Origin of the sequence: Dactylosporangium sp. CA-139114 (genome assembly GCF_050955725.1) — a bacterium.
Taxonomy (GTDB): Bacteria; Actinomycetota; Actinomycetes; order Mycobacteriales; family Micromonosporaceae; genus Dactylosporangium.
Genome location: NZ_CP192080.1, coordinates 726,870 through 747,936, shown reverse-complemented (window position 1 = coordinate 747,936; position 21,067 = coordinate 726,870). Strand labels below are relative to the sequence as shown.

Annotated in this window: 22 protein-coding genes; 9 read left to right on the top strand and 13 right to left on the bottom strand. The window is 73.2% G+C overall.

All coding sequences use genetic code 11. The annotated features are described in order from the left end of the window. Window positions 1-744: 744 nt before the first annotated feature. Together ACQP2P_RS03430 and ACQP2P_RS03425 are read right to left on the bottom strand one after the other, a co-directional pair. The gene (locus ACQP2P_RS03430; RefSeq protein WP_433613179.1) at window positions 745-1,548 is read right to left on the bottom strand and encodes a sugar phosphate isomerase/epimerase family protein; all 804 of its coding nucleotides are present in this window, start codon (window positions 1,546-1,548) and stop codon (window positions 745-747) included. A gap of 40 nt (window positions 1,549-1,588) precedes the next feature. Then, window positions 1,589-2,518, bottom strand: a complete 930-nt coding sequence (locus ACQP2P_RS03425) for a Ppx/GppA phosphatase family protein (RefSeq protein WP_433613177.1) — start codon at window positions 2,516-2,518, stop codon at window positions 1,589-1,591. 61 nt (window positions 2,519-2,579) lie between these two features. Here ACQP2P_RS03425 and ACQP2P_RS03420 point away from each other — a divergent pair, with 61 nt between their 5' ends. Then, entirely contained in the window at window positions 2,580-3,410 is an 831-nt protein-coding gene (locus ACQP2P_RS03420) for a hypothetical protein (RefSeq protein WP_433613175.1), read from the top strand. Here the strand turns inward: ACQP2P_RS03420 and ACQP2P_RS03415 are convergent. Next, window positions 3,381-3,608, bottom strand: coding sequence for a hypothetical protein (locus tag ACQP2P_RS03415; protein WP_433613173.1), 228 nt, complete (start codon window positions 3,606-3,608; stop codon window positions 3,381-3,383). The two genes, ACQP2P_RS03420 and ACQP2P_RS03415, sit on opposite strands and share 30 nt — an antisense overlap. An 80-nt stretch (window positions 3,609-3,688) precedes the next feature. Between ACQP2P_RS03415 and ACQP2P_RS03410 the strand changes: the two genes are divergently transcribed. Then, complete coding sequence (locus tag ACQP2P_RS03410) at window positions 3,689-4,321, top strand: PilZ domain-containing protein (protein ID WP_433613170.1); 633 nt, start codon at window positions 3,689-3,691, stop codon at window positions 4,319-4,321. Between the two features lie 14 nt (window positions 4,322-4,335). Here ACQP2P_RS03410 and ACQP2P_RS03405 read toward each other — a convergent pair whose 3' ends face one another. Together ACQP2P_RS03405 and ACQP2P_RS03400 are read right to left on the bottom strand one after the other, a co-directional pair. After that, window positions 4,336-5,019, bottom strand: a complete 684-nt coding sequence (locus ACQP2P_RS03405) for a winged helix-turn-helix domain-containing protein (protein ID WP_433613168.1) — start codon at window positions 5,017-5,019, stop codon at window positions 4,336-4,338. Window positions 5,020-5,096: 77 nt separating this feature from the next. Next, a complete protein-coding gene (locus tag ACQP2P_RS03400) occupies window positions 5,097-6,218 on the bottom strand; it encodes a sensor histidine kinase (protein ID WP_433613166.1) in 1,122 nt (373 codons plus the stop codon). Between the two features lie 131 nt (window positions 6,219-6,349). Here ACQP2P_RS03400 and phoU point away from each other — a divergent pair, with 131 nt between their 5' ends. After that, a complete protein-coding gene (gene phoU / locus ACQP2P_RS03395) occupies window positions 6,350-7,015 on the top strand; it encodes a phosphate signaling complex protein PhoU (RefSeq protein WP_433613164.1) in 666 nt (221 codons plus the stop codon). Between the two features lie 60 nt (window positions 7,016-7,075). Here the strand turns inward: phoU and ACQP2P_RS03390 are convergent, their stop codons facing one another. Next, entirely contained in the window at window positions 7,076-7,828 is a 753-nt protein-coding gene (locus tag ACQP2P_RS03390; protein ID WP_433613162.1) for a 2,3-diphosphoglycerate-dependent phosphoglycerate mutase, read from the bottom strand. Window positions 7,829-7,975: 147 nt separating this feature from the next. Between ACQP2P_RS03390 and ACQP2P_RS03385 the strand changes: the two genes are divergently transcribed. From ACQP2P_RS03385 to ACQP2P_RS03375, 3 genes are all read left to right on the top strand, one after another. Continuing rightward, window positions 7,976-9,196 carry an MDR family MFS transporter gene (locus ACQP2P_RS03385; protein WP_433613160.1) on the top strand — a complete coding sequence of 407 codons (1,221 nt, stop codon included), beginning with the start codon at window positions 7,976-7,978 and terminating at the stop codon, window positions 9,194-9,196. A gap of 30 nt (window positions 9,197-9,226) precedes the next feature. Next, window positions 9,227-10,456 carry an MDR family MFS transporter gene (locus ACQP2P_RS03380; RefSeq protein ID WP_433613158.1) on the top strand — a complete coding sequence of 410 codons (1,230 nt, stop codon included), beginning with the start codon at window positions 9,227-9,229 and terminating at the stop codon, window positions 10,454-10,456. A gap of 191 nt (window positions 10,457-10,647) precedes the next feature. Next, window positions 10,648-10,983, top strand: a complete 336-nt coding sequence (locus tag ACQP2P_RS03375) for an STAS domain-containing protein (protein ID WP_433613156.1) — start codon at window positions 10,648-10,650, stop codon at window positions 10,981-10,983. A gap of 435 nt (window positions 10,984-11,418) precedes the next feature. Here the strand turns inward: ACQP2P_RS03375 and ACQP2P_RS03370 are convergent, their stop codons facing one another. The 3 genes from ACQP2P_RS03370 to mshA all read right to left on the bottom strand — a co-directional run bounded on the left by ACQP2P_RS03370 (window position 11,419) and on the right by mshA (window position 14,589). Next, a complete protein-coding gene (locus tag ACQP2P_RS03370; protein WP_433613154.1) occupies window positions 11,419-12,423 on the bottom strand; it encodes an alpha/beta hydrolase family protein in 1,005 nt (334 codons plus the stop codon). A 370-nt stretch (window positions 12,424-12,793) separates the two neighbouring features. Beyond that, window positions 12,794-13,291, bottom strand: coding sequence for a YbjN domain-containing protein (locus ACQP2P_RS03365; RefSeq protein ID WP_433082936.1), 498 nt, complete (start codon window positions 13,289-13,291; stop codon window positions 12,794-12,796). Beyond that, a complete protein-coding gene (gene mshA / locus ACQP2P_RS03360; protein WP_433613151.1) occupies window positions 13,288-14,589 on the bottom strand; it encodes a D-inositol-3-phosphate glycosyltransferase in 1,302 nt (433 codons plus the stop codon). The genes ACQP2P_RS03365 and mshA overlap by 4 nt, the downstream gene beginning before the upstream one ends. 125 nt (window positions 14,590-14,714) lie before the next feature. Between mshA and ACQP2P_RS03355 the strand changes: the two genes are divergently transcribed. Both ACQP2P_RS03355 and ACQP2P_RS03350 read left to right on the top strand, forming a co-directional pair. Further along, window positions 14,715-15,470: an SDR family oxidoreductase gene (locus ACQP2P_RS03355; RefSeq protein WP_433613149.1), complete on the top strand. Its 756-nt coding sequence runs from the start codon at window positions 14,715-14,717 to the stop codon at window positions 15,468-15,470. After that, window positions 15,467-16,213, top strand: a complete 747-nt coding sequence (locus tag ACQP2P_RS03350) for a class I SAM-dependent methyltransferase (RefSeq protein ID WP_433613147.1) — start codon at window positions 15,467-15,469, stop codon at window positions 16,211-16,213. The genes ACQP2P_RS03355 and ACQP2P_RS03350 overlap by 4 nt, the downstream gene beginning before the upstream one ends. Here ACQP2P_RS03350 and ACQP2P_RS03345 read toward each other — a convergent pair. Then, window positions 16,210-17,244: a UDP-N-acetylmuramate dehydrogenase gene (locus ACQP2P_RS03345; protein WP_433613145.1), complete on the bottom strand. Its 1,035-nt coding sequence runs from the start codon at window positions 17,242-17,244 to the stop codon at window positions 16,210-16,212. The two genes, ACQP2P_RS03350 and ACQP2P_RS03345, sit on opposite strands and share 4 nt — an antisense overlap. Window positions 17,245-17,280: 36 nt before the next feature. Between ACQP2P_RS03345 and ACQP2P_RS03340 the strand changes: the two genes are divergently transcribed. Beyond that, a complete protein-coding gene (locus ACQP2P_RS03340; RefSeq protein WP_433613143.1) occupies window positions 17,281-18,039 on the top strand; it encodes a maleylpyruvate isomerase family mycothiol-dependent enzyme in 759 nt (252 codons plus the stop codon). Here ACQP2P_RS03340 and ACQP2P_RS03335 read toward each other — a convergent pair. The 3 genes from ACQP2P_RS03335 to ACQP2P_RS03325 form a co-directional block, all read right to left on the bottom strand. After that, entirely contained in the window at window positions 17,999-18,838 is an 840-nt protein-coding gene (locus ACQP2P_RS03335; RefSeq protein ID WP_433613141.1) for an EI24 domain-containing protein, read from the bottom strand. The genes ACQP2P_RS03340 and ACQP2P_RS03335 overlap by 41 nt on opposite strands. Before the next feature lie 204 nt (window positions 18,839-19,042). Beyond that, window positions 19,043-19,795 carry a response regulator gene (locus tag ACQP2P_RS03330; RefSeq protein ID WP_433613139.1) on the bottom strand — a complete coding sequence of 251 codons (753 nt, stop codon included), beginning with the start codon at window positions 19,793-19,795 and terminating at the stop codon, window positions 19,043-19,045. Then, window positions 19,792-20,955, bottom strand: coding sequence for a sensor histidine kinase (locus tag ACQP2P_RS03325; protein WP_433613137.1), 1,164 nt, complete (start codon window positions 20,953-20,955; stop codon window positions 19,792-19,794). The genes ACQP2P_RS03330 and ACQP2P_RS03325 overlap by 4 nt, the downstream gene beginning before the upstream one ends. Between the last annotated feature and the right edge of the window lie 112 nt (window positions 20,956-21,067).

The following is a 21,067-nucleotide window of genomic DNA, read 5'->3' as shown; positions in this document are numbered from 1 at the left end:
GCCGTAGCGACGGCTCAGCGCGACGTTTGCGCAGCTCAAACAGCCTCCCAGCAGTTAGCACGCCCGGGCACGGCACGCGGCACGGCAGGCGGCACGGCACGGCACGGCACGGCACGGCATGCGAGCACGACGCGCGGCACGCGGCACGGCGCCCGGCACGGCACGCGGCACGCGGCACGACACGGCACGGCACGGCACGGCACGCGAGCACGACACGCGGCGCGGCACCCGGCACGACACGCGGCACGCGGCACGACACGCGGCACGCGGCACGGCACGGCACGCGGCACGACACGCGGCACGCGGCACGGCGCCCGGCACCCGGCACGTCACGCGGCACGACACGCGGCACGGCACCCGGCACCCGGCACAGCACCCGGCACCCGGCACCCGGCACCCGGCGCAAAACGCCGCTTCGGTTCGGCCGCCACGGACGGCAGCCGCCAAGGAAACGACTACGCCGGCAAGCGGCGCAACCGGTGAAGGCCGCGAACGCCGCATCGGCCGGCACAAACGACATCAAACGCCAAGAAACGGGCGCGCCGACAACCGCGGCCGGCGCCGCGAATCATCGCTCCGGTCCGCCGCCAGGCAACAGACGGCCAGGCAGGCAGCGCAACCGGCGAGCGCCGCTCACGAGCGCGCGGGCAACAACCGGCGCGAGCGGTGGGAATCCCCATTCCAGCGACGGCAAGGGACGCCACATCACGCGCCGGAGCAAGGCGGCGCGACCGGCAGCAGCGCTCAGGCGACCGGCGACGGCGTGGCGAGGTGCTGGCGAGCGAACCGCAGCGACTCCGCCAGATCAGCCTCCCGCTCCCCCCGGCTCCCCGCCTTGCGGGTCCCGACCTCCACCGCCACCGACCCGGTGAAGCCCCGCGAGTCGAGCGACCCCAGCAGCTGCGCGCACGGCATGCTCCCCCGCCCCGGCACCAGGTGCTCGTCGCGTCCCTTGCCCGTGCCGTCGCCGAGGTGGACGTGGGCCAGGTTGCCGGCCATCTTGTCGGCGAGCGTCATCACGTCGGTGCGCGAGGCGGCGCAGTGCGACAGGTCCAGCGTGTAGGCGTCGAACCCGGTCAGCGTCGGGTCCCAGCCGGGCGCGTAGGGCACGAACTCGCGGCCCACCCCGCGCAGGGGGAACATGTTCTCCACGGCGAAGCGGATGCCGGGGAACTGCCGCCCGAGGCGCAGCAGGCCCGAGGAGAACGTGCGCGCATAGTCACGCTGCCACGCGAACGGCGGGTGCACCACGACGGTGTCGGCGCCCAGCGTGTCGGCGAGCTCGGCGGCGCGGCGCAGGCGCTCCCACGGGTCGGGGCTCCACACCCGCTGGGTGACCATCAGACACGGGGCGTGCACGGAGCGCACCGGCACGTTGTAGTGCTTCGAAAGCCCCGCCAGCGCGCCCGAGTCCTGGCTGACCGCGTCGGACCAGACCATGACCTCGACGCCGTCGTAGCCGAGCTGGGCGGCCATCTCGAAGCCGGCCGCGGTGGGCTCGGGGAAGACCGAGGAGGTGGACAACAGGACCGGAACTTGGCGACTCACAACACCAGGCTAGCCCGAGCCCGGTAGCGTCTCCCGTCGATCAACTCGACTCCAGCACTTCCAGCCGGCGAAGAATCACTCCTTCGCGCAGTGCCCACGGGCAGATCTCGACCTCGTCGATGCCCAGCACCCGCATCGTGGCCTCGGCCACCACGGCGCCGGCGAGGATCTGGTGCGCGCGGCCGGGGCTGACGCCGTCGATCTCGGCCAGCGCCGGGGACGACATGCGCCGGATGAAGGAGAGCACCTGGTGCAGGCCGGTGCGCGTGAGGCGGCGCGGCACCCGCGGACCGGCGCCGCTCGGAGCCGCCCCAGCGAGGCGGGCCAGGGTGCGGAAGGTCTTCGAGGTGGCGACCGGGCGGTCCCACCCGCTCACGAGCAGTTGCGGCGCGACCTTGCCGACGACGGTTTCCGCGTACTCGCACAAGGCGTCCACCGAACTCGCCGACGGCGGATCCCCGTGCAGCCGCTCCCGGGTCAGCCGCCCGGCCCCCAGCGGCACCGACAGCGCCACGTCCGGCTCCTCGTCGATGCCCGCGGCGAGCTCCAGCGACCCGCCGCCGATGTCCATCACCAGCAGCCGCCCGGCCGACCAGCCGAACCACCGGCGCACGGCCAGGAAGGTCATGATGGCCTCGGCCTCGCCGGAGAGCACCTGCAGGTCGACGCCGGTCTCCTCGCGCACGCGCTTGAGCACGCGGGCCGAGTTCTTCGCGTCGCGCACGGCCGAGGTGGCGAACGCGAGCAGGTCGTCGGTCTTCAGCCGGGCGGCGGCGTCGCGGGCCTGGGCCACGGCGGCGACGAGGCTGTCGGCACCGGCCTTGGTCAGTTCGCCGTTGCCGCCGATGCGCTCGGCGAGGCGCAACTCGGCCTTCTGCGAGTGCGCCGGCCACGGGTGGGCGCCGTGGTGGGCGTCGACAACGAGCAGGTGGACCGTGTTGGAACCCACGTCGAGCACGCCGAGTCGCATGGTCAAACCGTATCCGCGTGGGGTTTCGGCCGCGCGTGGAGGACGGCGTAGGCTTCGTCGAATGGACATCCACGTCGAGGTCGAGGACCTCGAGGACCCGCGCAGCCTCGAGGTCGACCTCGACTTCCCGCGCGAGTGGCTCGAGTTCGCGGACCCGGCCGACGCCGACCACCTCATCCGCGCCGACCTGACCTGGCTGCTGTCCAACTGGACGTGCGTCTACGGCAACGGCTGCCACGGCATCATCGAGGGGCGCGCCGAGGAGGGCTGCTGCTCGCACGGCGCCTTCTTCACCGACGACGACGACCAGGAGCGGGTGCGCGCGGCGGTCAAGAGGCTCACGCCCGAGCACTGGCAGCACTATCGCCGCGGCTTCAAGCGGTGGACCGAGAACGACACGATCGACGGCAAGAGCAAGGCGCTGCGCACGGCCACGCGGGCCGGCGGCGGCTGCGTCTTCCAGAACGACCCGGGTTTCGTGGGCGGGGGCGGCTGCGCCCTGCACGGCCAGGCGCTGCGCGACGGCGTGCACCCGCTGGAATACAAGCCGGACGTCTGCTGGCAGCTGCCGGTGCGCCGCGACCAGGACTGGCGCAAGCGCCCCGACGGCACCAAGGTGCTCGTCTCCACGCTCGGCGAGTTCGACCGCCGCGGCTGGGGCGAGGGCGGCCACGACCTGCACTGGTGGTGCACCTCGTCCCCGGAGGCGCACGTGGGGGCGAAGCGGCTCTACCAGGAGTACGAACCGGAGCTGACGGCGCTGATCGGCAAATCGGCGTATGCGCGGCTCGCGGAGCTCTGCGCGGCGCGGGCCGAGCAGGGCATGATCGCCGAGCACCCGGCGACCGCCGGGGCCAGGAACCTAAAGCTCATCCCCATCCGGCCCGTCTGAGCCCGGGCCGGAACGGGAGCGGCGGGCCCGCGCGACCAGCGAGTAGCCCACCGCCGTGAGCGACAGCCCGATCAGGATGCTCGGCAGCAGCCGCGGCCAGCCGGCCTGAGCGAAGGCGGTGTAGGCGGAGCTGACCGCCAGCAGCAGGCCGACGACCATCATGACCAAGCCGGCCGGGCCGGTGTTGAAGCTGCGCATCCCGCAGAACGCTACGGCAGCCGGGTGTGTCGTGGAGCCGGACTCCTCAAGTCTCGTCCGAGTGAGCCGAAGGTCCGGGCGTGACGAGCCTGCCCACGATCAACGCCCTGGTCGACGTGGTGCTGATGGACGGAGAGGCCTATCAGTCCCGCGTCGAGGACATGAGCGGCAAGCGCCTGACCGTGGCCGCGCCCTTCGGTGTGGTGCCGGCGGACGTGCCCAAGGTCGGCGCGTCCATGGAGCTCGCCTGGGTGGCGGGCGACCGGCGCCAGGCCGTGGACGTGCGCCTCGTCGCGCTCGGCCGCGAACAGCCGCCCCGCTGGTCCCTGGAGGCGGTCGGCTCGGTCCGCCTGCAGACGCGCCGCAACTACGTGCGCGGCGGCGGGGGCGAGTGGGTCGAGGTGAGCCACGGCGGCTCGACGTACACGGGCCGGGTCATCGACCTGTCCGAGGGCGGCGTGCGGTGCCGGATGCTGGAGGACCGCTTCGAGCGCGACGACCGTGTCGACGTGAAGGTCGCGCTGGAGACCGAGTCGATCACGCTCAACGGGTCCGTCCTGTTTGTCCGCCGGGATCCCGACAACGCCACCTACGACGTGATCATCACGTACGAGACCAGCGAGATCATCGGCCGCGCGATCCGCGGTTACGTCCTGCGCCGCGAGATGGAGGAGCGCAGGCGCAACCGCGAATCCGTGGCGAACGCCGGGTAGGGCCGCCCCCCGGCCTACGGCTCGAACTTGTAGCCGAGGCCGCGGACCGTGACGATGTACCGCGGCGCCGAGGGCTCCGGCTCGATCTTGGAGCGCAGCCGCTTGACGTGCACGTCCAGGGTCTTGGTGTCGCCGACGTAGTCCGCACCCCAGACGCGGTCGATCAGCTGGCCGCGGGTGAGCACCCGGCCGGCGTTGCGCAGCAGCAGCTCGAGCAGCTCGAACTCCTTGAGCGGCAGCTGTACGGCATTCCCCGCCACGGTCACCACGTGCCGGTCGACGTCCATGCGCACCGGGCCGGCCGAGAGCGTCGGCGGGGCGAGCTCGCCGCCCGTGTCGACCTGGCGGCGCAGCACCGCGCGGATGCGCGCGACCAGCTCGCGGGGCGAGTAGGGCTTGGTGACGTAGTCGTCGGCCCCGATCTCCAGGCCGACCACCTTGTCGATCTCACTGTCCCGCGCCGTGATCATGATGATCGGGACGTTGGACTTCTGCCGCATCTGCCGGCACACCTCGGTGCCGGACATCTCGGGCAGCATGAGGTCGAGCAGGACGATGTCCGCGCCGGTGCGGTCGAACTCGGTCATGGCCTCAGTGCCGGTCGCCGCGATCGAGACCTCGAAGCCCTCGCGGCGGAGCATGTACGACAACGGGTCCGAGATCGACTCTTCGTCCTCGACCACGAGTACGCGCGCCAACGTGCTGTCCTTTCGTAATTGCCGGGGAGCCGCACTGCGCTGCGAACCGCGGGTGGAAGGATGCTGTTGCGTAACGATCATGGGGCCCCTCCGATCTCAACTGACGGCGGTAGCGTCAGCGCGGCCTCCGTCGGACGCGAAGGCAGCCGCAACGTGAACGTCGAGCCAACTCCTACCGTGCTCGCCACCGTCACCCGGCCACCGTGGTTGGTGGAGATGTGCTTGACGATCGCAAGGCCGAGCCCGGTGCCGCCGGTGGCCCGCGAGCGCGCCCGGTCGGCGCGGTAGAACCGCTCGAAGATGCGGTCGAGGTCGCGGGGCTCGATGCCGATGCCCTGGTCGATCACGGCGATCTCGACGTGGCCGCCGTCCTCGCTGGTGGCCACCGTGACCGCGGTGCGCTCCGGCGAGTAGGCGATCGCGTTCTCGACCAGGTTGACCACGGCCGTGACGAGCTGGTTCTCGTTGCCGTAGACCTTCAGCCCGCGCACGCCCGTGAAGCGCAGCTCGATCTCCTTGGCCGAGGCCGGGGTCTTGGCCCGGTCGAGCACCTCGGCGGTGATCTTGTCGACGTCGACCGGCTCCGGCTCGGGCAGCGGCTCCGCGCCCTGCAGCCGGGACAGTTCGAGCAGCTCCGAGACCAGCCGGCCCAGCCGCGACGACTCGTGCTTGATCCGCTCGGCGAAGCGGATGGCGGCCGCGGGGTCCTTGTCGGTCGCGTCCAGCAGCGCCTCGGCCAGCAGCTGCAGCGCGCCGACGGGGGTCTTGAGCTCGTGGCTGACGTTGGCGACGAAGTCCCGGCGCACCCGGGCGACCCGGTGCGCCTCGGTGACGTCGGCCGCCTCGATCGCGACCCGGCCGCCGTCGAGCGCGCTGGCCCGCACGTTGACACCGAGCGGCTCGCCGTGCGTGAGGCGCGGCAGGTCGAACTCGACGACGCGGGTGACGCCGGTGCGCCGCACCTGGCCCGCGAGCGTGCGCACGACGGTGTGCGCCTCCTCGGCCGGCTCGGCGGTGCCGCCCTGGCGCTGGCGGACGAGGCCCATCTCCCGCGCCGCCGCGTTGGCGAGCAGGGGACGGTCGCCCTCATCGAGCACGAGCACCCCGACCTGCAGCGCGTCGAGGATGTCGGTCACCGCCGGACCCTCGGACTTCGCCTGCCGGAACTTCCAATCCACGATCCGATGGTAGGAGACCATCGAGCGCATCCAGCACGCCCGAAGGCACGAATCGGGCTCATGTGGTCCAGTGTTCACCCTGCTGGCGGCCGCTGTTCATCGGGCGGGCCCGGTTCGGGCCATACGGTGGGGGTCACAACGATGGGAGCACTATGCGCGACGAATACCGTGCCGATCTTCTGCAGGTCAACAAGCTGCTGGTGTGGATGGCCGACGCGGTGCGCTCGGCCATGAGCCGGGCCACGAACGCCCTGCTCAACGCCGACCAGACCGACGCCGAGGAGGTCATCGCCCGCGACGCCGAGGTCAACGCGCTCTACCGGCTGGTCGAGGACAAGGTCTACGACCTGTGCGCCCGTCAGGCCCCGGTCGCCTCCGACCTGCGGCTGCTGCTCACCGCCCTGCACCTCGCGGCCGACCTCGAGCGCATGGGAGACCTCGCCGACCACGTGGCCAAGACCGCGCTGCGCCGGCACCCGGCCCGGGCCGTGCCGCAGCCGCTGGTGGCGACGTTCGAGCAGATGGGCTCGGTGGCGGACCGGATCGCCGGCAAGATCTCCTCGGCCATCTCCCGCCTCGACGTCGTCGCCGCCGGCCAGCTCGAGCGCGACGACGACGCCATGGACAAGCTGCACACGGACCTGTTCGGGATCATGTTCGCGCCCGGCTGGGCCGAGGGCACGCAGGCCGCGGTCGACGGGGCGCTGCTCGGGCGGTTCTACGAGCGCTACGCCGACCACGCCGTCAATGCCGGCCGTCACGTCGTGTTCCTCGTCACGGGCGAGACGCTCGACACCCGCGACGCCGTCAAGGACTGACGTCCGCGAACGAGCAAGGGGGCCGGGTCGTCGACCCGGCCCCCTCGGTGCTGTGCGTGATCAGCGACCCTGGTTGGCCACCGCGGCGGCCGCCTCCTTGGCCGCCTCCGGGTCCAGGTAGGTGCCGCCGGCCGTGATCGGCTTCAGCGCCGCGTCGAGGTCGTAGCGCAGCGGGATGCCGGTCGGGATGTTGAGCTTGGCGATCGCCTCGTCGGAGATGCCGTCGAGGTGCTTCACGAGCGCGCGCAGCGAGTTGCCGTGGGCCGCGACGAGCACCGTCCGGCCGCTCAGCAGCTGGGGGACGATCTGGTCGTACCAGTACGGCAGCATCCGAGCCACGACGTCCTTGAGGCACTCGGTCTTCGGCCGCAGCTCCGGCGGCAGGGCCGCGTAGCGCGCGTCGCCCGCCTGCGACCACTCGTCGTCGTCGGCGATGGCCGGCGGCGGCGTGTCGTAGGAGCGGCGCCAGAGCATGAACTGCTCCTCGCCGAACTCGTCCAGCGTCTGCTTCTTGTTCTTGCCCTGCAGGGCGCCGTAGTGCCGCTCGTTCAGCCGCCAGCTGCGCTGGACGGGGATCCAGTGCCGGTCGGCGGTGTGCAGGGCGATCTCGCTGGTGCGGATGGCACGGCGCAGCACTGACGTGTGCACCACATCCGGCAGGAGACCGGAATCACGGATCAGCTCGCCGCCCCTGCGGGCCTCGGCCTCTCCCTGGGCGCTGAGGTCCACGTCGACCCAGCCGGTGAACAGGTTCTTGGCGTTCCACTCGCTCTCACCGTGCCGCAAGAGCACCAGTGTCCCGACTTCACTCATTCGTCCTCCGCTTCGCTCCGGCCGCCTGAGCACAGACTGCGCCGATGATGAGCGGCCCCTCCGCTTCGCTGCGGACCGCTCATAACACCATCGTCCCGTACCGAATCACTTCGACATCACACGGCCCCGGTGTAAGGATGCGAGACCGTGGCGGAACTTACGGGGAAGCGGCGGCTGCCGGGCCAGTTCTGGGTGCTGTGGACAGCCACGCTGGTCAATCGGGTCGGCGGCTTCGTCATCATCTTCCTGACGATCTACCTGACGACCCAGCGCGGCTTCAGCCCAACCGCCGCCGGTCTGGTGATCGGGCTCTACGGCGTCGGCGGCGCGGTCGGCGTCACCGCGGGCGGCCACCTCGCCGATCGCTGGGGCCGCCGCCCGACCGCCCTGCTGTCGCTCTTCGCCGGCTCGGCGCTCATGCTCGCGCTCGGCGTGGCCCGCGGGCCGGCCGAGATCGCGGCGGCCGCGCTGCTGCTCGGCGCCGCGGCCGAGTCGGCCCGCCCGGCGCTGGGCGCGATGATCGCCGACATCGTGCCGGGCGAGGACCGGATGCGCGCGTTCAGCACCTACTACTGGGCCATCAACCTCGGCTTCGCGGTGTCCGCGGTGGTCGCCGGGTTCGCGGCCCGGGCCGGGTACTTCACGCTGTTCGTCGGCGACGCGGCCACCACCGCGGCCGCCGGGCTGCTGGTCGCCTGGCGCATCAGGGAGACCAAGCCGGCCGTCGCGCCCCACGAGGAGCACGAGCGTGGCCGCCTCGCCACGGTGCTGCGGGACCGGGTGTTCCTCGGGTTCGTGGCCTGCAACCTGCTCGTCGCGCTGGTGATGCTGCAGCACATGTCGATGCTGCCGCTGGCGATGATCGCCGACGGGCTGCCCAGCGAGACGTTCGGCGTGGTCATCGCGCTCAACGGGGTCATGATCGTGGCCGGGCAGATGGCGGTGAGCCGGCTGCTCGCCCGGCGCCGGCCCGCGCTCGTGATGCCGTTCGCCACGGCGGTGATCGGGCTCGGATTCGGCCTGACCGCGTTCGCCCACACGCCGCTGCTGTACGCCGGGACGGTGCTCGTCTGGACCGCGGGCGAGATGCTGCAGGCGCCGTCCAGCGCGGCCCTGCTCGCCGGGCTGTCCCCGGTCTCGATGCGCGGCCGCTACCAGGGCGTGTTCGGCCTGAGCTGGCAGGCGGCCTCGTTCCTCGCCCCGACGCTGGGCGGGGCGGTGCGCGATTTGGCCGGCAACACGGTGCTGTGGCTCGGGTGCTGCTGCGTGGCGCTCGCGGCCGCCGCCTGGAGCCTGCTGGCCGCCTCCGCCCGCGAGCGCCGGGTCGCCGTCCCGGCCGAGAAAGACCTGGCTAAGATCAAACTGTAAGGGGTCTTAACAAAGGGAGTGCTGACTTTCGTGCGCAACTGGTACCGGTCCACGATCGGCGGCCTTCCCAGCCTCTACTGGTACCTCTGGACCGGCATGCTGATCAATCGCGTCGGCGGCTTCGTCGCGCTGGTCCTGTCGCTGTACCTCACCTCCGCCCGGCACCTCACGATCTCGGCCGCGGGCCTGGTCGTGGGCGTCTACGGCATCGGCGGCATCGCGGGCGTCCTGCTCGGCGGGGTGCTCGCCGACCGCTGGGGCCGCCGCCCGACCCTGCTGCTGGCGCACTTCGGCGCGGTCGCGGTGCTCGGCGGCCTGACCCTGGCCCGCCCGATCCCGGCGATCGCGGTGCTGGCGGCGCTGCTCGGCCTGATGCACGCGATGCCCGGCCCGGCGTTCGTGGCCGCCATCGTCGACGTGACCCCGGCCGACGACCGCAGCCGCGCGTTCAACCTGCAGTTCTGGGCGTTCAACCTGGGCATGGCCGTGGCATCGGTACTGGCCGGAGCCCTCGCCGAGGTGAGCTTCACGCTGTTGTTCGCCGTCGACGCCGCCGGCACCCTGGTGACCGCGCTGCTGCTGCTGTGGAAGGTGCACGAGACGCGCCCGGCGCACCGGGTCGCGGCCAAGGCCGCGGGCGGCCTGCACACGGCACTCACCGACCGCGCGTACATGCTCTTTGTCGGCCTCTCGCTGCTGCTGGCGATCCTCAGCACGCAGACGTCGACGATCCTGCCGCTGGCGATCACCGGCGACGGGCTGCGGCCGTCGGTGTACGGCTCCGTGGTGGCGTACGCGGCCCTGCTCATCGTCGTCGGCCAGCTCTTCGTGCCGCGGGTCATCGACCGCTGGCGCAAGGGCACCGCGCTCGCGATCGCGAACGTCTTCCTGGGCCTGGGCTTCACCGCCGTCTCCCTCGCCGACGGGGTGCTCGGCTACCTGGCCGCCGCGACCGTGTGGACCGTCGGCTCGATGATCGCCGCTCCGCCCAACGCCGCGGTCATCGCCGAGCTGTCCCCCGAGGCGCTGCGCGGCCGCTACCAGAGCGTGTTCTACCTGACGTTCCCGGCGGCCGGCTTCATCGCGCCCGCGGCCGGTGGGGTCAGCCTGCAGTACCTCGGCGACTGGCACTGGGTCGTGTGCGGCGGGCTCGGCCTGCTCGCCGCGGCCGGCCACCTGCTCATCCAGCCCGCCCGGGAGCGCCGGGTGGCCCGCGAGCTCGCCGCGGGCGAGGAGGTCGCGGTGCCAGTCGGCGGCTGACGACGCGCGTCACCACGGACTCGGCGAGCCGGACCTGCGCGCCGCCGGCGAGGAGGTCGCGGTGCCCGTCGGCAGCCAGCGACGCGCGTCACCACGGACTCGGCGAGCCGGGCCCGCACGCCCGCGGACGAGAAGTTTGCGATGCCCGTCGGCGGGTAGTGGCGCGGGTCACCACGACGGCGGGAGGCGCCTTGGACGGCTCGGCGGGCTTGTCGGCACGGCTCGAGCCCGAACCGCCGGACACCGTCGTCATCCGGCTCGTGGGCGAGCTGGATCTGGCCACGCGGGAGCAGGTGACCGAGGCGGTGCGGGCGGTACTGCCCGCGTTCCACCCGGGTGCGCTCGTGCTCGATCTCGACGCGGTGACGGTGCTGGACTCGGCCGGGATCGGGGCGCTGGTCGGCTGCTGGAAGCTGGCGGCGGGGGCGGGGTGCGCGCTGAGCCTGCGCAATCCACGGCCGCTCGCCTACGCGCAGCTGGAGCTCACGGGCCTGCTGGACGTCTTCGCGCTGCCGGCCGCCCGCTGAACCGGCCCCTCCCCCTGCGCACGCGCCGCCCGCCGGCCGCCGCCTCGGACCGCCGGCGCTTCGCCATCTGAACCGGCGCGCCCGGCTCGGCGAATCCCGCAAGCCGCTCGCCTACACGCATCCGCAGCTCACGGCGTCGCCCGCCGTCCGCCGAACCCGGCCCGCCCACCCGCTGCGCAAACCCCGCAAGCCGTCCACCTACAGGCAGCAACGCACGGCGCCGCCCACCGCCCACCGAACCGGCCCGCCCACCGCGGCGCAAACCCCGCAAGCCGCTCCGCCTACACGCAGCCGAAATGCACCGCGCCGATCGCCGCCCACCCGCGTGAAGCTGCCGGCCGCGCGCCGAAAACCGACCGAAACGGATTTATCCCCGGTCAGGGTATAAATCCGAAATGTTGGCGGCTTCGGCCGCGAAGCGGCCGACATTTCGCGTCACAGCGTGCCGTCGTACCGAGCGACCCCGCCCGCGGTCCCGTCGGCACGCAGCCGAGCACGGGCCGCCGAGTCGCCGTAGAGGCCGTACCGGAACAGGTCCAGCATCGACGTGCTCACGGCGTTCGCGGCCGCCGTCGTGCCCCACAGCGCCGCCCCATGGTCGCCGCCAATGAGCGTGAGCAGCCCCTTCGGCCACGGGTCGCTGTCGAAGAGCGATTTGCCGCTGCTGTACGGCACGGTCGCGTCGGCGTCCCCGTGGATGAACAGCACCGGCGTGGCCGCACCGGAGAACTTGCCGCCCATCGAGCCGCCCGACACGACGACGGCGCCCTTGAGGCGGCTGTCGCGCGTGGAGCCCGAGAGCAGGGCCGCGGTGGTGTACCCGCCCGCGGAGTGTCCGGCCGCGCCGACGTGGGCGGTGTCGATGCGCCCGGCGAGCGGCGAGCCGGACTGGCCGTCGAGCCTGAGCACCTCGGTGATGACCGCGGAGGCGTCGGCGGGCTGGTTGACCATGTCGTTCTGGTTGAACGGGTTCGCCTTGTCGTTGGTGAACGGGTAGGCGGGCGCGGCGACGACGAACCCGGCGGCGGCGATCTTCTGGGTCACGCCGCTGTACCCCTCCGGCGAACCGTGCAGCCCGTGGCTCCACAGCACCAGGGGGTAGCGTCCGGCCGTCTTCGGGTACCAGACCACCGTCCGCAGCGTCCGCCCGGCCCGCGTGAACGTGAACTGGCTGCTGGTGACGGCGAACGTCTGCGTCGGCGCCTTGCCCCCACCGCTCGCGGGGGCCGTGGTCGTGGCCGTCCGGGCGGAGGGGCTCGTCGTGGCGCGGGCCGCGAGGCCGCCGGTGCCGTCCTGCGTGAAACTTCCATCGACGGCGCTCGGCGCCACGGAAACGTCGGCCGAACCGGGAACTCCCCCATTGGCGGCCCGGGATCCACACCCGGCGAGCCCGGCGAATGCGGCCAGCAGAATGGCGGCCGGCACAAGGCGCCTACGCATGCCAGGAAATTACGGGCTTCACGCCCTCGGCGTCTTTACGCGCGCCTTAATTTTCGCTCGTACCGGCGGCAGCGGGTGGCGTGCACCCCCAGTCCACGGCACCCGCTCTGTGCCGCCGGCTGCGACGACACGCCCCGCCCGGACATGTCATCGCGAGTGGGCCTTTCGGCCCGGAACACCCCCGTCGCTCCCCAACTTCAGGAATCGCCGGATCCGTCAACGACGGTACGCGGCACACTCTTGGCCCGCCAAGTACACGGGCTGTCGGCTCGCTCACACACCGGAAACAATGGCGACCCGCCACCGTTATCAGGCCGATCGCCACTGATCGGAGCGGGCTGTTGTCGCGCCGTTCACCCCGGCGCAAACCTCAGGCCGGGCGGTTCACGAAGTCGGTGAATGCCCGCAGGTTGTCGAGGGGCTCGCCGCGCTTGACCCGCCACTGCCACTCGCGGCGGATCGCCGAGCCGAAGCCGATCTCCAGCATCGGGTCGAAGCTCTCGTCGGCGTACGTCAGCACCGCCCCCAGCAGCCGGTCGAGCTCGGCCTCCGTGACAGCGTGCAGCGGGAGCCGGCCCATGAGGTACACGTCGCCGGCTGAGTCGACGCTGAAGGCCACGCCGTACATGCGGGCGTTGCGCTGCAGCAGCCACTCCCACAGCGCCTCACGGTTCTCGTCCGGGTGGCGCATGACGAACGCCTCGACCCGCAGCGCGTGCTCGCCGACGATCAGGTTGCAGTTCGTCTTCTGCTTGTGGGTGCCGGGCAGGGTCACGACGTACGCGTGCTCGCCCGTGCGCTCCCACGGGATCTCGCGTTCGGCCGCCACGCGCTCGATCAGCGCCGAGATCTCCGCCTTCGCGCTCATGCCGCCACCGCCGCCCGGTGGAACGCCAGCGCGTCGCGGTAGGCCGCCAGCAGCCCGCTGGCCGTGTGGGCCCAGGAGAACTCGCGCGCGTGGCGCACCGCGCCCAGCGACAGCGCCGCCCGCCGGGCCGGCTCGGCCAGCAGCGGCCCGAGCACGGCCGCCCAGTCGGCCGGTTTGTGGGTGTCGACCAGCATCCCGGAGACGCCGTCGCGCACCGCGGTCACCAGGCCGCCGACGGCCGCCGCGACGACCGGGGTGCCGCAGGCCTGGGCCTCGATCGCGACCAGCCCGAACGACTCGTTGAAGCTCGGCACCGCGACGACGTCCACGGCCCGGAACAGCTCGGCGAGCGCGTCGCGCGGCTGGGGCGGCAGGAACCGCACGATGTCGGCGATGCCCAGGTCGCGGGCGAGGTCCATGAGCGCGGTGGGCCGGTCGAGGCCGGAGCCGCTGGGGCCGCCGCAGATGACCACGAGCACCTTGGGGTCGCGCGCCCGCAGCTCGACGGCGGCGCGCAGCAGCACGTCGGGGGCCTTGAGCGGCTGGATGCGCCCGGCGAAGGCGACGATCCGGGCGTCGGCGGGCAGACCGAAGCGCTCGCGCGCGGCGAGCTTGCGGTGCGGCCGGGGCACGAACCGGTCCAGGTCCACGCCGGGCGGCACGACGCTGACCTTGCGCGGGTCGGCGGCGTAGAGGTCGATGAGGTCCGCGGCCTCGGCCGGGGTGTTGGCGACCAGGCCGTCGGCCGCCGCCACCACCTGCTCCTCGCCGATCACCCGGGCGATCGGCTCGGGCTTGTCACCGTCGGCGAGCAGCTGGTTCTTGACCTTGGCGAGGGTGTGCGCGGTGTGCACCAGCGGGACGCCCCACCGGTCCTTCGCGAGCCACCCGACCTGCCCGGAGAGCCAGTAGTGGGAGTGGACCAGGTCGTACCAGCCCGACGGCCGGGCCGCCTCCGCCCGCAGCACGCCGCCGGTGAACGCGCACAGCTGCGCGGGCAGGTCCTCCTTGGCCAGGCCCTCGAACGGCCCGGCGATGACGTGGCGCACGAGCACGCCCGGGGCCATCTCCACCGTCGGCGGCAGCTCGCTGTTGGTGGCCCGGGTGAAGATCTCCACCTCGACGCCGGCCCGCGCGAGCCGCTCGGCCACCTCGACGATGTAGACGTTCATCCCGCCCGCGTCGCCGGTGCCCGGCTGGTCCAGTGGGGACGTGTGCACCGACAGCGTCGCGACGCGCCTCGGGAGGGTACGGCGGGACTGCGGGGTGTGGCCATACAGCGAATCGACCCGCGCCACGTCGTGCTCCTGTCTGTTGCCGACCGGTTACATCTTCCCAACCGTCCATGTTCCCTCGCCGAGGGCGGTTCACCCACCGTTGCGTTGGTCACTGCATCGTGGGCTCCGTCGTGCAGGATGGCCACATGTCTACTCGAATCGCCGTCGTCACCGGCGCCTCCAGCGGCATCGGGGCCGCCACCGCCCGCCGGCTCGACGCCGAGGGCTTCCACGTCGTCGCCGTCGCCCGCCGCGAGGACCGGCTCAAGGATCTCGCCGGGTCGCTGCGCTCGGCCACTGCCGTGGTGGCCGACGTCACCTCCGACGAGTCGGTCGCGGCCCTCGCCGCCGCCGTCGAGGCGCTGGACGGGACCGTGGAGCTGCTGGTCAACAACGCGGGCGGGGCCATCGGGGCCGAGACGGTCGAGGACGCCGACCTCGCCGACTGGCAGTGGATGTTCGACGTCAACGTGCTCGGCACGGTCCGGGTCACCAAGGCGCTGCTGCCGGCGCTGGAGCGCTCGGGGCGGGGCACCGTCGTGGTGCTGAGCTCGACCGCGGGGCTGATCGTGTACGAGGGCGGCGGCGGGTACGCGGCGGCCAAGCACGCCCAGACCGCCGTCGCCGAGACCCTGCGCCTGGAGCTGTGCGGCCGCCCGGTCCGGGTCGTGGAGATCGACCCCGGCATGGTGCGCACCGACGAGTTCGCCCTCAAGCGCTACGAGGGCGACGCGGAGAAGGCGGCCGCGGTGTACGCCGGCGTCGCCGAGCCGCTCGTCGCCGACGACATCGCCGACTGCATCGCCTGGACCGCGACCCGGCCGCACCACGTGAACATCGACCGGCTCGTGGTCCGCCCGCTCGCCCAGGCCGCCCAGCACAAGGTCCACCGGGTGCTGTGAAGCCGGTCGGGTCGATCACGCGGGGCACCACCAACCCCAACCGGCTGCGCCGCGTCGACAACTGGATCGCCGCGACGCTCGGCGGGGTGCTGCGCCGGGCGGAGGAGCCGCTCGTGGTCGACCTCGGCTTCGGCGCCTCGCCGATCACCGCGATCGAGCTGCACGCCCGCCTCGGCGTGCCGGTCGCCGGCCTGGAGATCGACCCGGGCCGCGTGGCCGCCGCCCGCCCCTACGAGACCGAGGGCCTGCGCTTCCGGCTCGGCGGCTTCGAGCTGGCCGGCCTGCGCCCGACCCTGGTGCGGGCGTTCAACGTGCTGCGGCAGTACGACGAGGCCGACGTGCCCGGCGCCTGGGCGGCGATGACTGCGACGGGCGCGCTGCTGGTGGAGGGGACCTGCGACGAGCTCGGCCGGCTGGCCGCCTGGGTGCTGGTCTCCCCCGCCGGCCCGCGCACGCTCACCCTCGCCAGCCGCCTGGCCACCCTGGACACGCCGGGCACGCTGGCCGAGCGGCTGCCGAAGGCGCTCATCCACCACAACGTCCCCGGCGAGCGCATCCACGCCCTGCTGCACGACCTCGACACCGGCTGGCGGGCGGCGGCCCCGCTGTCGGTGTTCGGGCCGCGACAGCGCTGGCGGGCCGCCGTGGAGTCGGCGCGGGACGCGGGCTGGCCGGTGCTCGACCGCCCGGCCCGCTGGCGCCTGGGCGAGGTCACCGTGCCCTACGCGTCGGTCGCGCCCTAGAGCGCGCAGTGCACCAGGACCGGCTCCGGGTGCAGGGTCACGCCGAAGCGGGACTCGACGCCGGCGCGGATCTCGCGGGCCAGGTCCAGCAGCGCCGCGGTCGTACCGCCGCCGCGGTTGGTCAGGGCGAGCGTGTGCTTGCCGGACAGGGCCACCCCGCGGGCGAGGTCGCCGTGGCCCTTGGCGAACCCGGCGCGCTCGATCAGCCAGGCCGCGCTCAGCTTCACCGCGTCACCGGCCGGCCACGACGGCGGGGTGCCGAACCCGGCCGCGAGCTCGCGGACCCGTTCGAAGTCGGCGGCCGGGACGACCGGGTTGGTGAAGAAGGACCCCACCGACCAGGTGTCCGGATCGGCCGGGTCGAGCACCATGCCCTTGCCCGCGCGCAGCTTCAGCACCGCCGCGCGGACCTCCTCCAGCGGGGCCGTCGCGCCCGGCTCGACCCCGAGGGTGCGGGCCAGCTCGGCGTACGCGATCGGCGTCGAGGCGCCCGAGACCTGGAGACGGAACGTCACCGACAGCACCACATAGCGGGCGTTGTGCTTGAAGATGCTGGTGCGGTACGCGAAACCGCACTCGGCGGCCGGGATCGTCACGACGTCGTCGCGCTCGCGGTCGTAGGCGCGCACCGCGGTGATGGTCTCGGCGACCTCCTGGCCGTACGCCCCGACGTTCTGGATCGGCGTCGCGCCCGCCGAGCCCGGGATGCCCGACAGCGACTCGATGCCGGACCAGCCGCTGGACACTGCCGTGGCGACCACGTCGTCCCAGGGGTGACCCGCGGCGACCGTCAGGGTGATCCCGTCGCCGGCGGCCTCGCTCGTCAGGCCCCGCTGACGCAGCAGCACCACGGTGCCGGGGAAGCCCTCGTCGGCCACCACCACGTTGCTGCCGCCGGCCAGGATGAGCTGCTCGCCCCCCGAGCGCAGCGCGGCGAGCGTCTCCTCCTCGGTCGTCGCCTCGATCAGCCGGCCGGCCGGGCCGCCGAGGCGCAGGGTCGTGAACGCGGCGAGCGTGCGGGGTTCGGACACGGCACCAGCGTAAGCGTTGCCCTAATCTTGTTGGCTATGAGCAAGCCTCAGCTCACCAAGGACATCTGGCTGACCGCGCTGCGCACCGAGGGCGACGCCTTCCGCGCCGCCCTGAGCAGCGGCACGCCCCTCGACGCCCCGGTGCCGAGCTGTCCGGGCTGGAGCCTGGGGGATCTCGCGTGGCATGTGCGTCAGGTGTACTCGTACGTCACCGGACACATCGCCCGCGGGACCCTCGACAAGCCGGAGCCCCGCTCGAGCGACCCGCTGCCCGAGGGCGTGGACGCGGCGACGGCCTGGACCGACGCGTTCACCGAGCTCGTCGCGACCCTCGATGCCGTCGACCCGGACACGCCGGCCTGGAACTTCGCGCCCCAGGCGAAGAAGGCCGCCTTCTGGCACCGGCGCATGGCCCACGAGACGACGATCCACCGCTGGGACGCGCAGATGGCGGGCGGGCTCGCCGAGCCGATCGAGGCGCGGCTGGCCAGCGACAACGTCACCGAGGTGCTCGACACCTGGATCCCGTCCGGGCGCCGCAGCGGGCCCACCGACCGGGCCGGCATGATCGCGCTGCACGCCACCGACACGGATCAGGTCTGGTACGTCCGGCTGCGCGGCGCCGGCATCGCGCTGCTCGACACCGACACCCTGCTCGACTCCGACGAGCACCACGAGCGCGCGACGGCCAGCGGCAGCGCGAGCGACCTGGCGCTGGCGCTGTGGGGCCGCGTGCCGTTCGACACCCTGCTCGTCAGCGGGGACGCGACTCTCCTGCGGGGCTTGCTGGCCTGAGCGGCGGCGGCCCCGCCGGCGGCTGCGGCTGGTCGTCGATGCTCAGCCCGAGCGTGCGCCGGGTCAGCAGCGTCGCCCCGCTCACCGCGGCCGGGATCACGATGATCGCCACCACCGGGATCAGCAGCACCAGGAAGACCGGGATGCCGAAGCCGAGCGCGAGCGCGCGGTTGGCCCGCAGCACCTTGCGCCGGTCGGCCAGGCGCAGCCCCCGCCGGTTGAACGGGATGCCGGTGAGCTCCACGACGATCAGCCAGCCGCCGACGATCGCGTTCAGCACCGGCACGACGGTCTGGCCGAAGACCGGGATGAACCCCATCAGGAACAGCGGGACGGCGAGGACCACGCCCAGCGCGATCAGGCGGAGGGAGTCGACGAGGCTGGGCCAGAGGGTGCGGTACCACGGAAGGTCCACGGCCCCGGGCGTCCCGCCGAGCCCGTCCTCCACCCTCTCGGAGATGATCTCGTAGAACGGGTCGCCGATGAGCAGCGTCAGCGCGGTGAACGTGAGCGCGGAGAGCAGCGCGGCGGCGATGAGGATCGCGGCGCCCGCCCCGAACTCGATCGCGCCGCGCCAGAAGCCCGCCCAGTCGTCGGCGAACCCGGTGGCCGCGGCGGCTAGGTCATCGATGTAGATGATCAGGAACGTCCACGCCACGCCGAACAGCGCGCACGTGATGACGGCCGGGACGGCGCCCAGCAGGAGCAGTTTGGGATTGCGCCCGTAGCGCGCGAAACCCTTGCCCAGCAGCCGCAGCCCCGTCGCGAACTCGGACCCGGTCGTCCTCAGCTGACCCACGGCTTGGGAGCCTACTCGCCGGACGCCAGCCCGCTGCGGCACGCGTAGGCACCGCCTGCGCCCGGGTCGCGTCGGGGTCTACTCGCCGGGCGCCAGGCCGTTGCGGTGCCGGCGCGGGTCTTCGTCTACGGCACCGGGGCCGGCCGCGGGCACATCGTGAAGGCACGCGTAGGCCACCGCCGGCGTCCGGGTCGCGTTGGGGGTCTACTCGCCGGGCGCCAGGCCGTTGCGGTACGCGTAGGCCACCGCCTGCGCCCGGTCGCGCACCCCGAGCTTGGCGAGCAGGTGATTGACGTGGCTCTTCACCGTGCCCTCGCTGATGAACAGCCGCGCCGCGATCTGCCCGTTCGTGAGCCCGCCGGCGATGAGCCCCAGCACCTCGGCCTCCCGCGGCGTGAGCCCGTCGGGCCGCTCCCCCGGCTCGGCCGGCGCCGGCTCGCCCCGCGTGAGCGCGTTGAGCACGTGGTGCTGCACCGCCGGGTCGAGCGCGGCGCCGTCGTCGAGCACGCGGCGCAGGGCGGCCCGGATCTCCTCGCCGCCGGCCTCCTTCGTCAGGTACCCCTTGGCGCCCGCCCGCAGCGCCTCCAGCACCGAGCGGTCGTCGGAGTAGGTCGTGAGCACGACGACGCGCACCTCGGGCGCCTGCTCCCGCAGCCGGCGGGTCGCCTCGACACCGTCGCAGCGCGGCATGCGCAGATCCATGAGCACGATGTCGGGGCGCAGCGCCACCGCGAGACCGACGGCCTCGGCCCCGTCGCCGGCCGCCCCGATCACCTCGACGTCCGGCAGCAGCCCGAGCACGAGCGCGAGCCCCTCCCGCACCACGCGCTGGTCGTCGGCCACGACCACGCGAATCGCCCCTCGGCCCGCGCTCACGCCGGTCGCATCCCGGTCCGCGCTCACGCCGGTCGCGTCCCGGTCCCCGCTCACGCCGGCCCTCTCCCGGTCCGCGCTCACGCCGGCACCTCGAGCCGCACGCGGAAGCCCTGGTCGGTCGGGTCCGCGTCGAGCGTCCCGCCCAGGAGCTCGGCGCGTTCGCGCATGCCGGTCAGGCCGTAGCCGGCGCCCGGGCTCGGAGTCGCGGCGAGCGGGCCGATGTCCTCGACGGTCAGCCGTACGGTGGCCGGCAGGTATTCCAGACGCACGGTCACCAGCGTGGGGGACGCGTGCCGGGCGGCGTTGGTCAGGGCCTCCTGCGCGACCCGGTACACCGCGAGCCGAGCCGGCGACTCCAGCTCCCGCTCGGCCCCGTCGGTCGTGAAGTCGCAGCGAACACCGTGGTCGCGGGCGAAGGACCGGGTCAGCTCGGACAGCGTCGGCAGCTCGTCGTCGCGCAGCAGGCCGATCGCGCGCCGGGCCTCGTCCAGCCCGGCCCGGCCGAGCTGCTGGGCACGCTCGAGCGCGGCCGGGAGCCGGGGGTCGCCGGGCGTGCGCACGGCCAGCAGCCGCGCCCCCTCCAGCTGCAGCATCAGCCCCGACAGCGAGTGGGCGAGCAGGTCGTGCATCTCCCGGGCCAGGTGCTGGCGCTCCGCGAGCCGCGCCGCCTCGGCCTGCGCCGCACGGCCGCGCTCGAGCTCCTCGACGAGCCGCTCCGCCTGCCCGTTGGCCTCGGCGAGGCGGATGGCGAAGACCAGCATGCCGTAGAACGCCCCGACCATCACCGCGTCGAGCAGCGCGCTCACGATCGAGTCCTTGCGCGCCGAGGAGATCACCACGGCGAGCAGTATCAGCGCGATCACGGTGATCGGGATCGAGACGTGCCCGCGCAGCAAGGGGGCCAGGAACGACACTCCGACGAAGATCCCGGCCACGGCCGCGCCGTCCGGCTGCAGCCACGCCAGCGTCGCGGACGCGGCCAGCAGCAACGCCACGAACGGCACGTGCGCCCGCGGCGAGCGCAGCAGCGTCAGCACCCCGCCGGCGCCGGCCACGACGAACACGGCCAGGGCGAGCAGCACCCACAGCCCCGGTCCGCGCAGCCCCGGCCCCGGCTGGGACGTGCACGCCGACCACACGACCACGAGCATGATCAGCGGGGCCAGGGGCCGCAGCCAGCGCACGACGGCGTCCCGCTGCGCCCGGGCCGAGTCGAGCGTGGCCTGCGCCGGTGTGCTCATGGCGTCCATTGAATCCACTCCCCCCGGCGATCCACATCCATCCAGGGTTGGAGCTCGCGCCTCTACCCCTGCGCCGATGCGGTTGACGGTCCCCGGTCGCGACGCTGAGCCG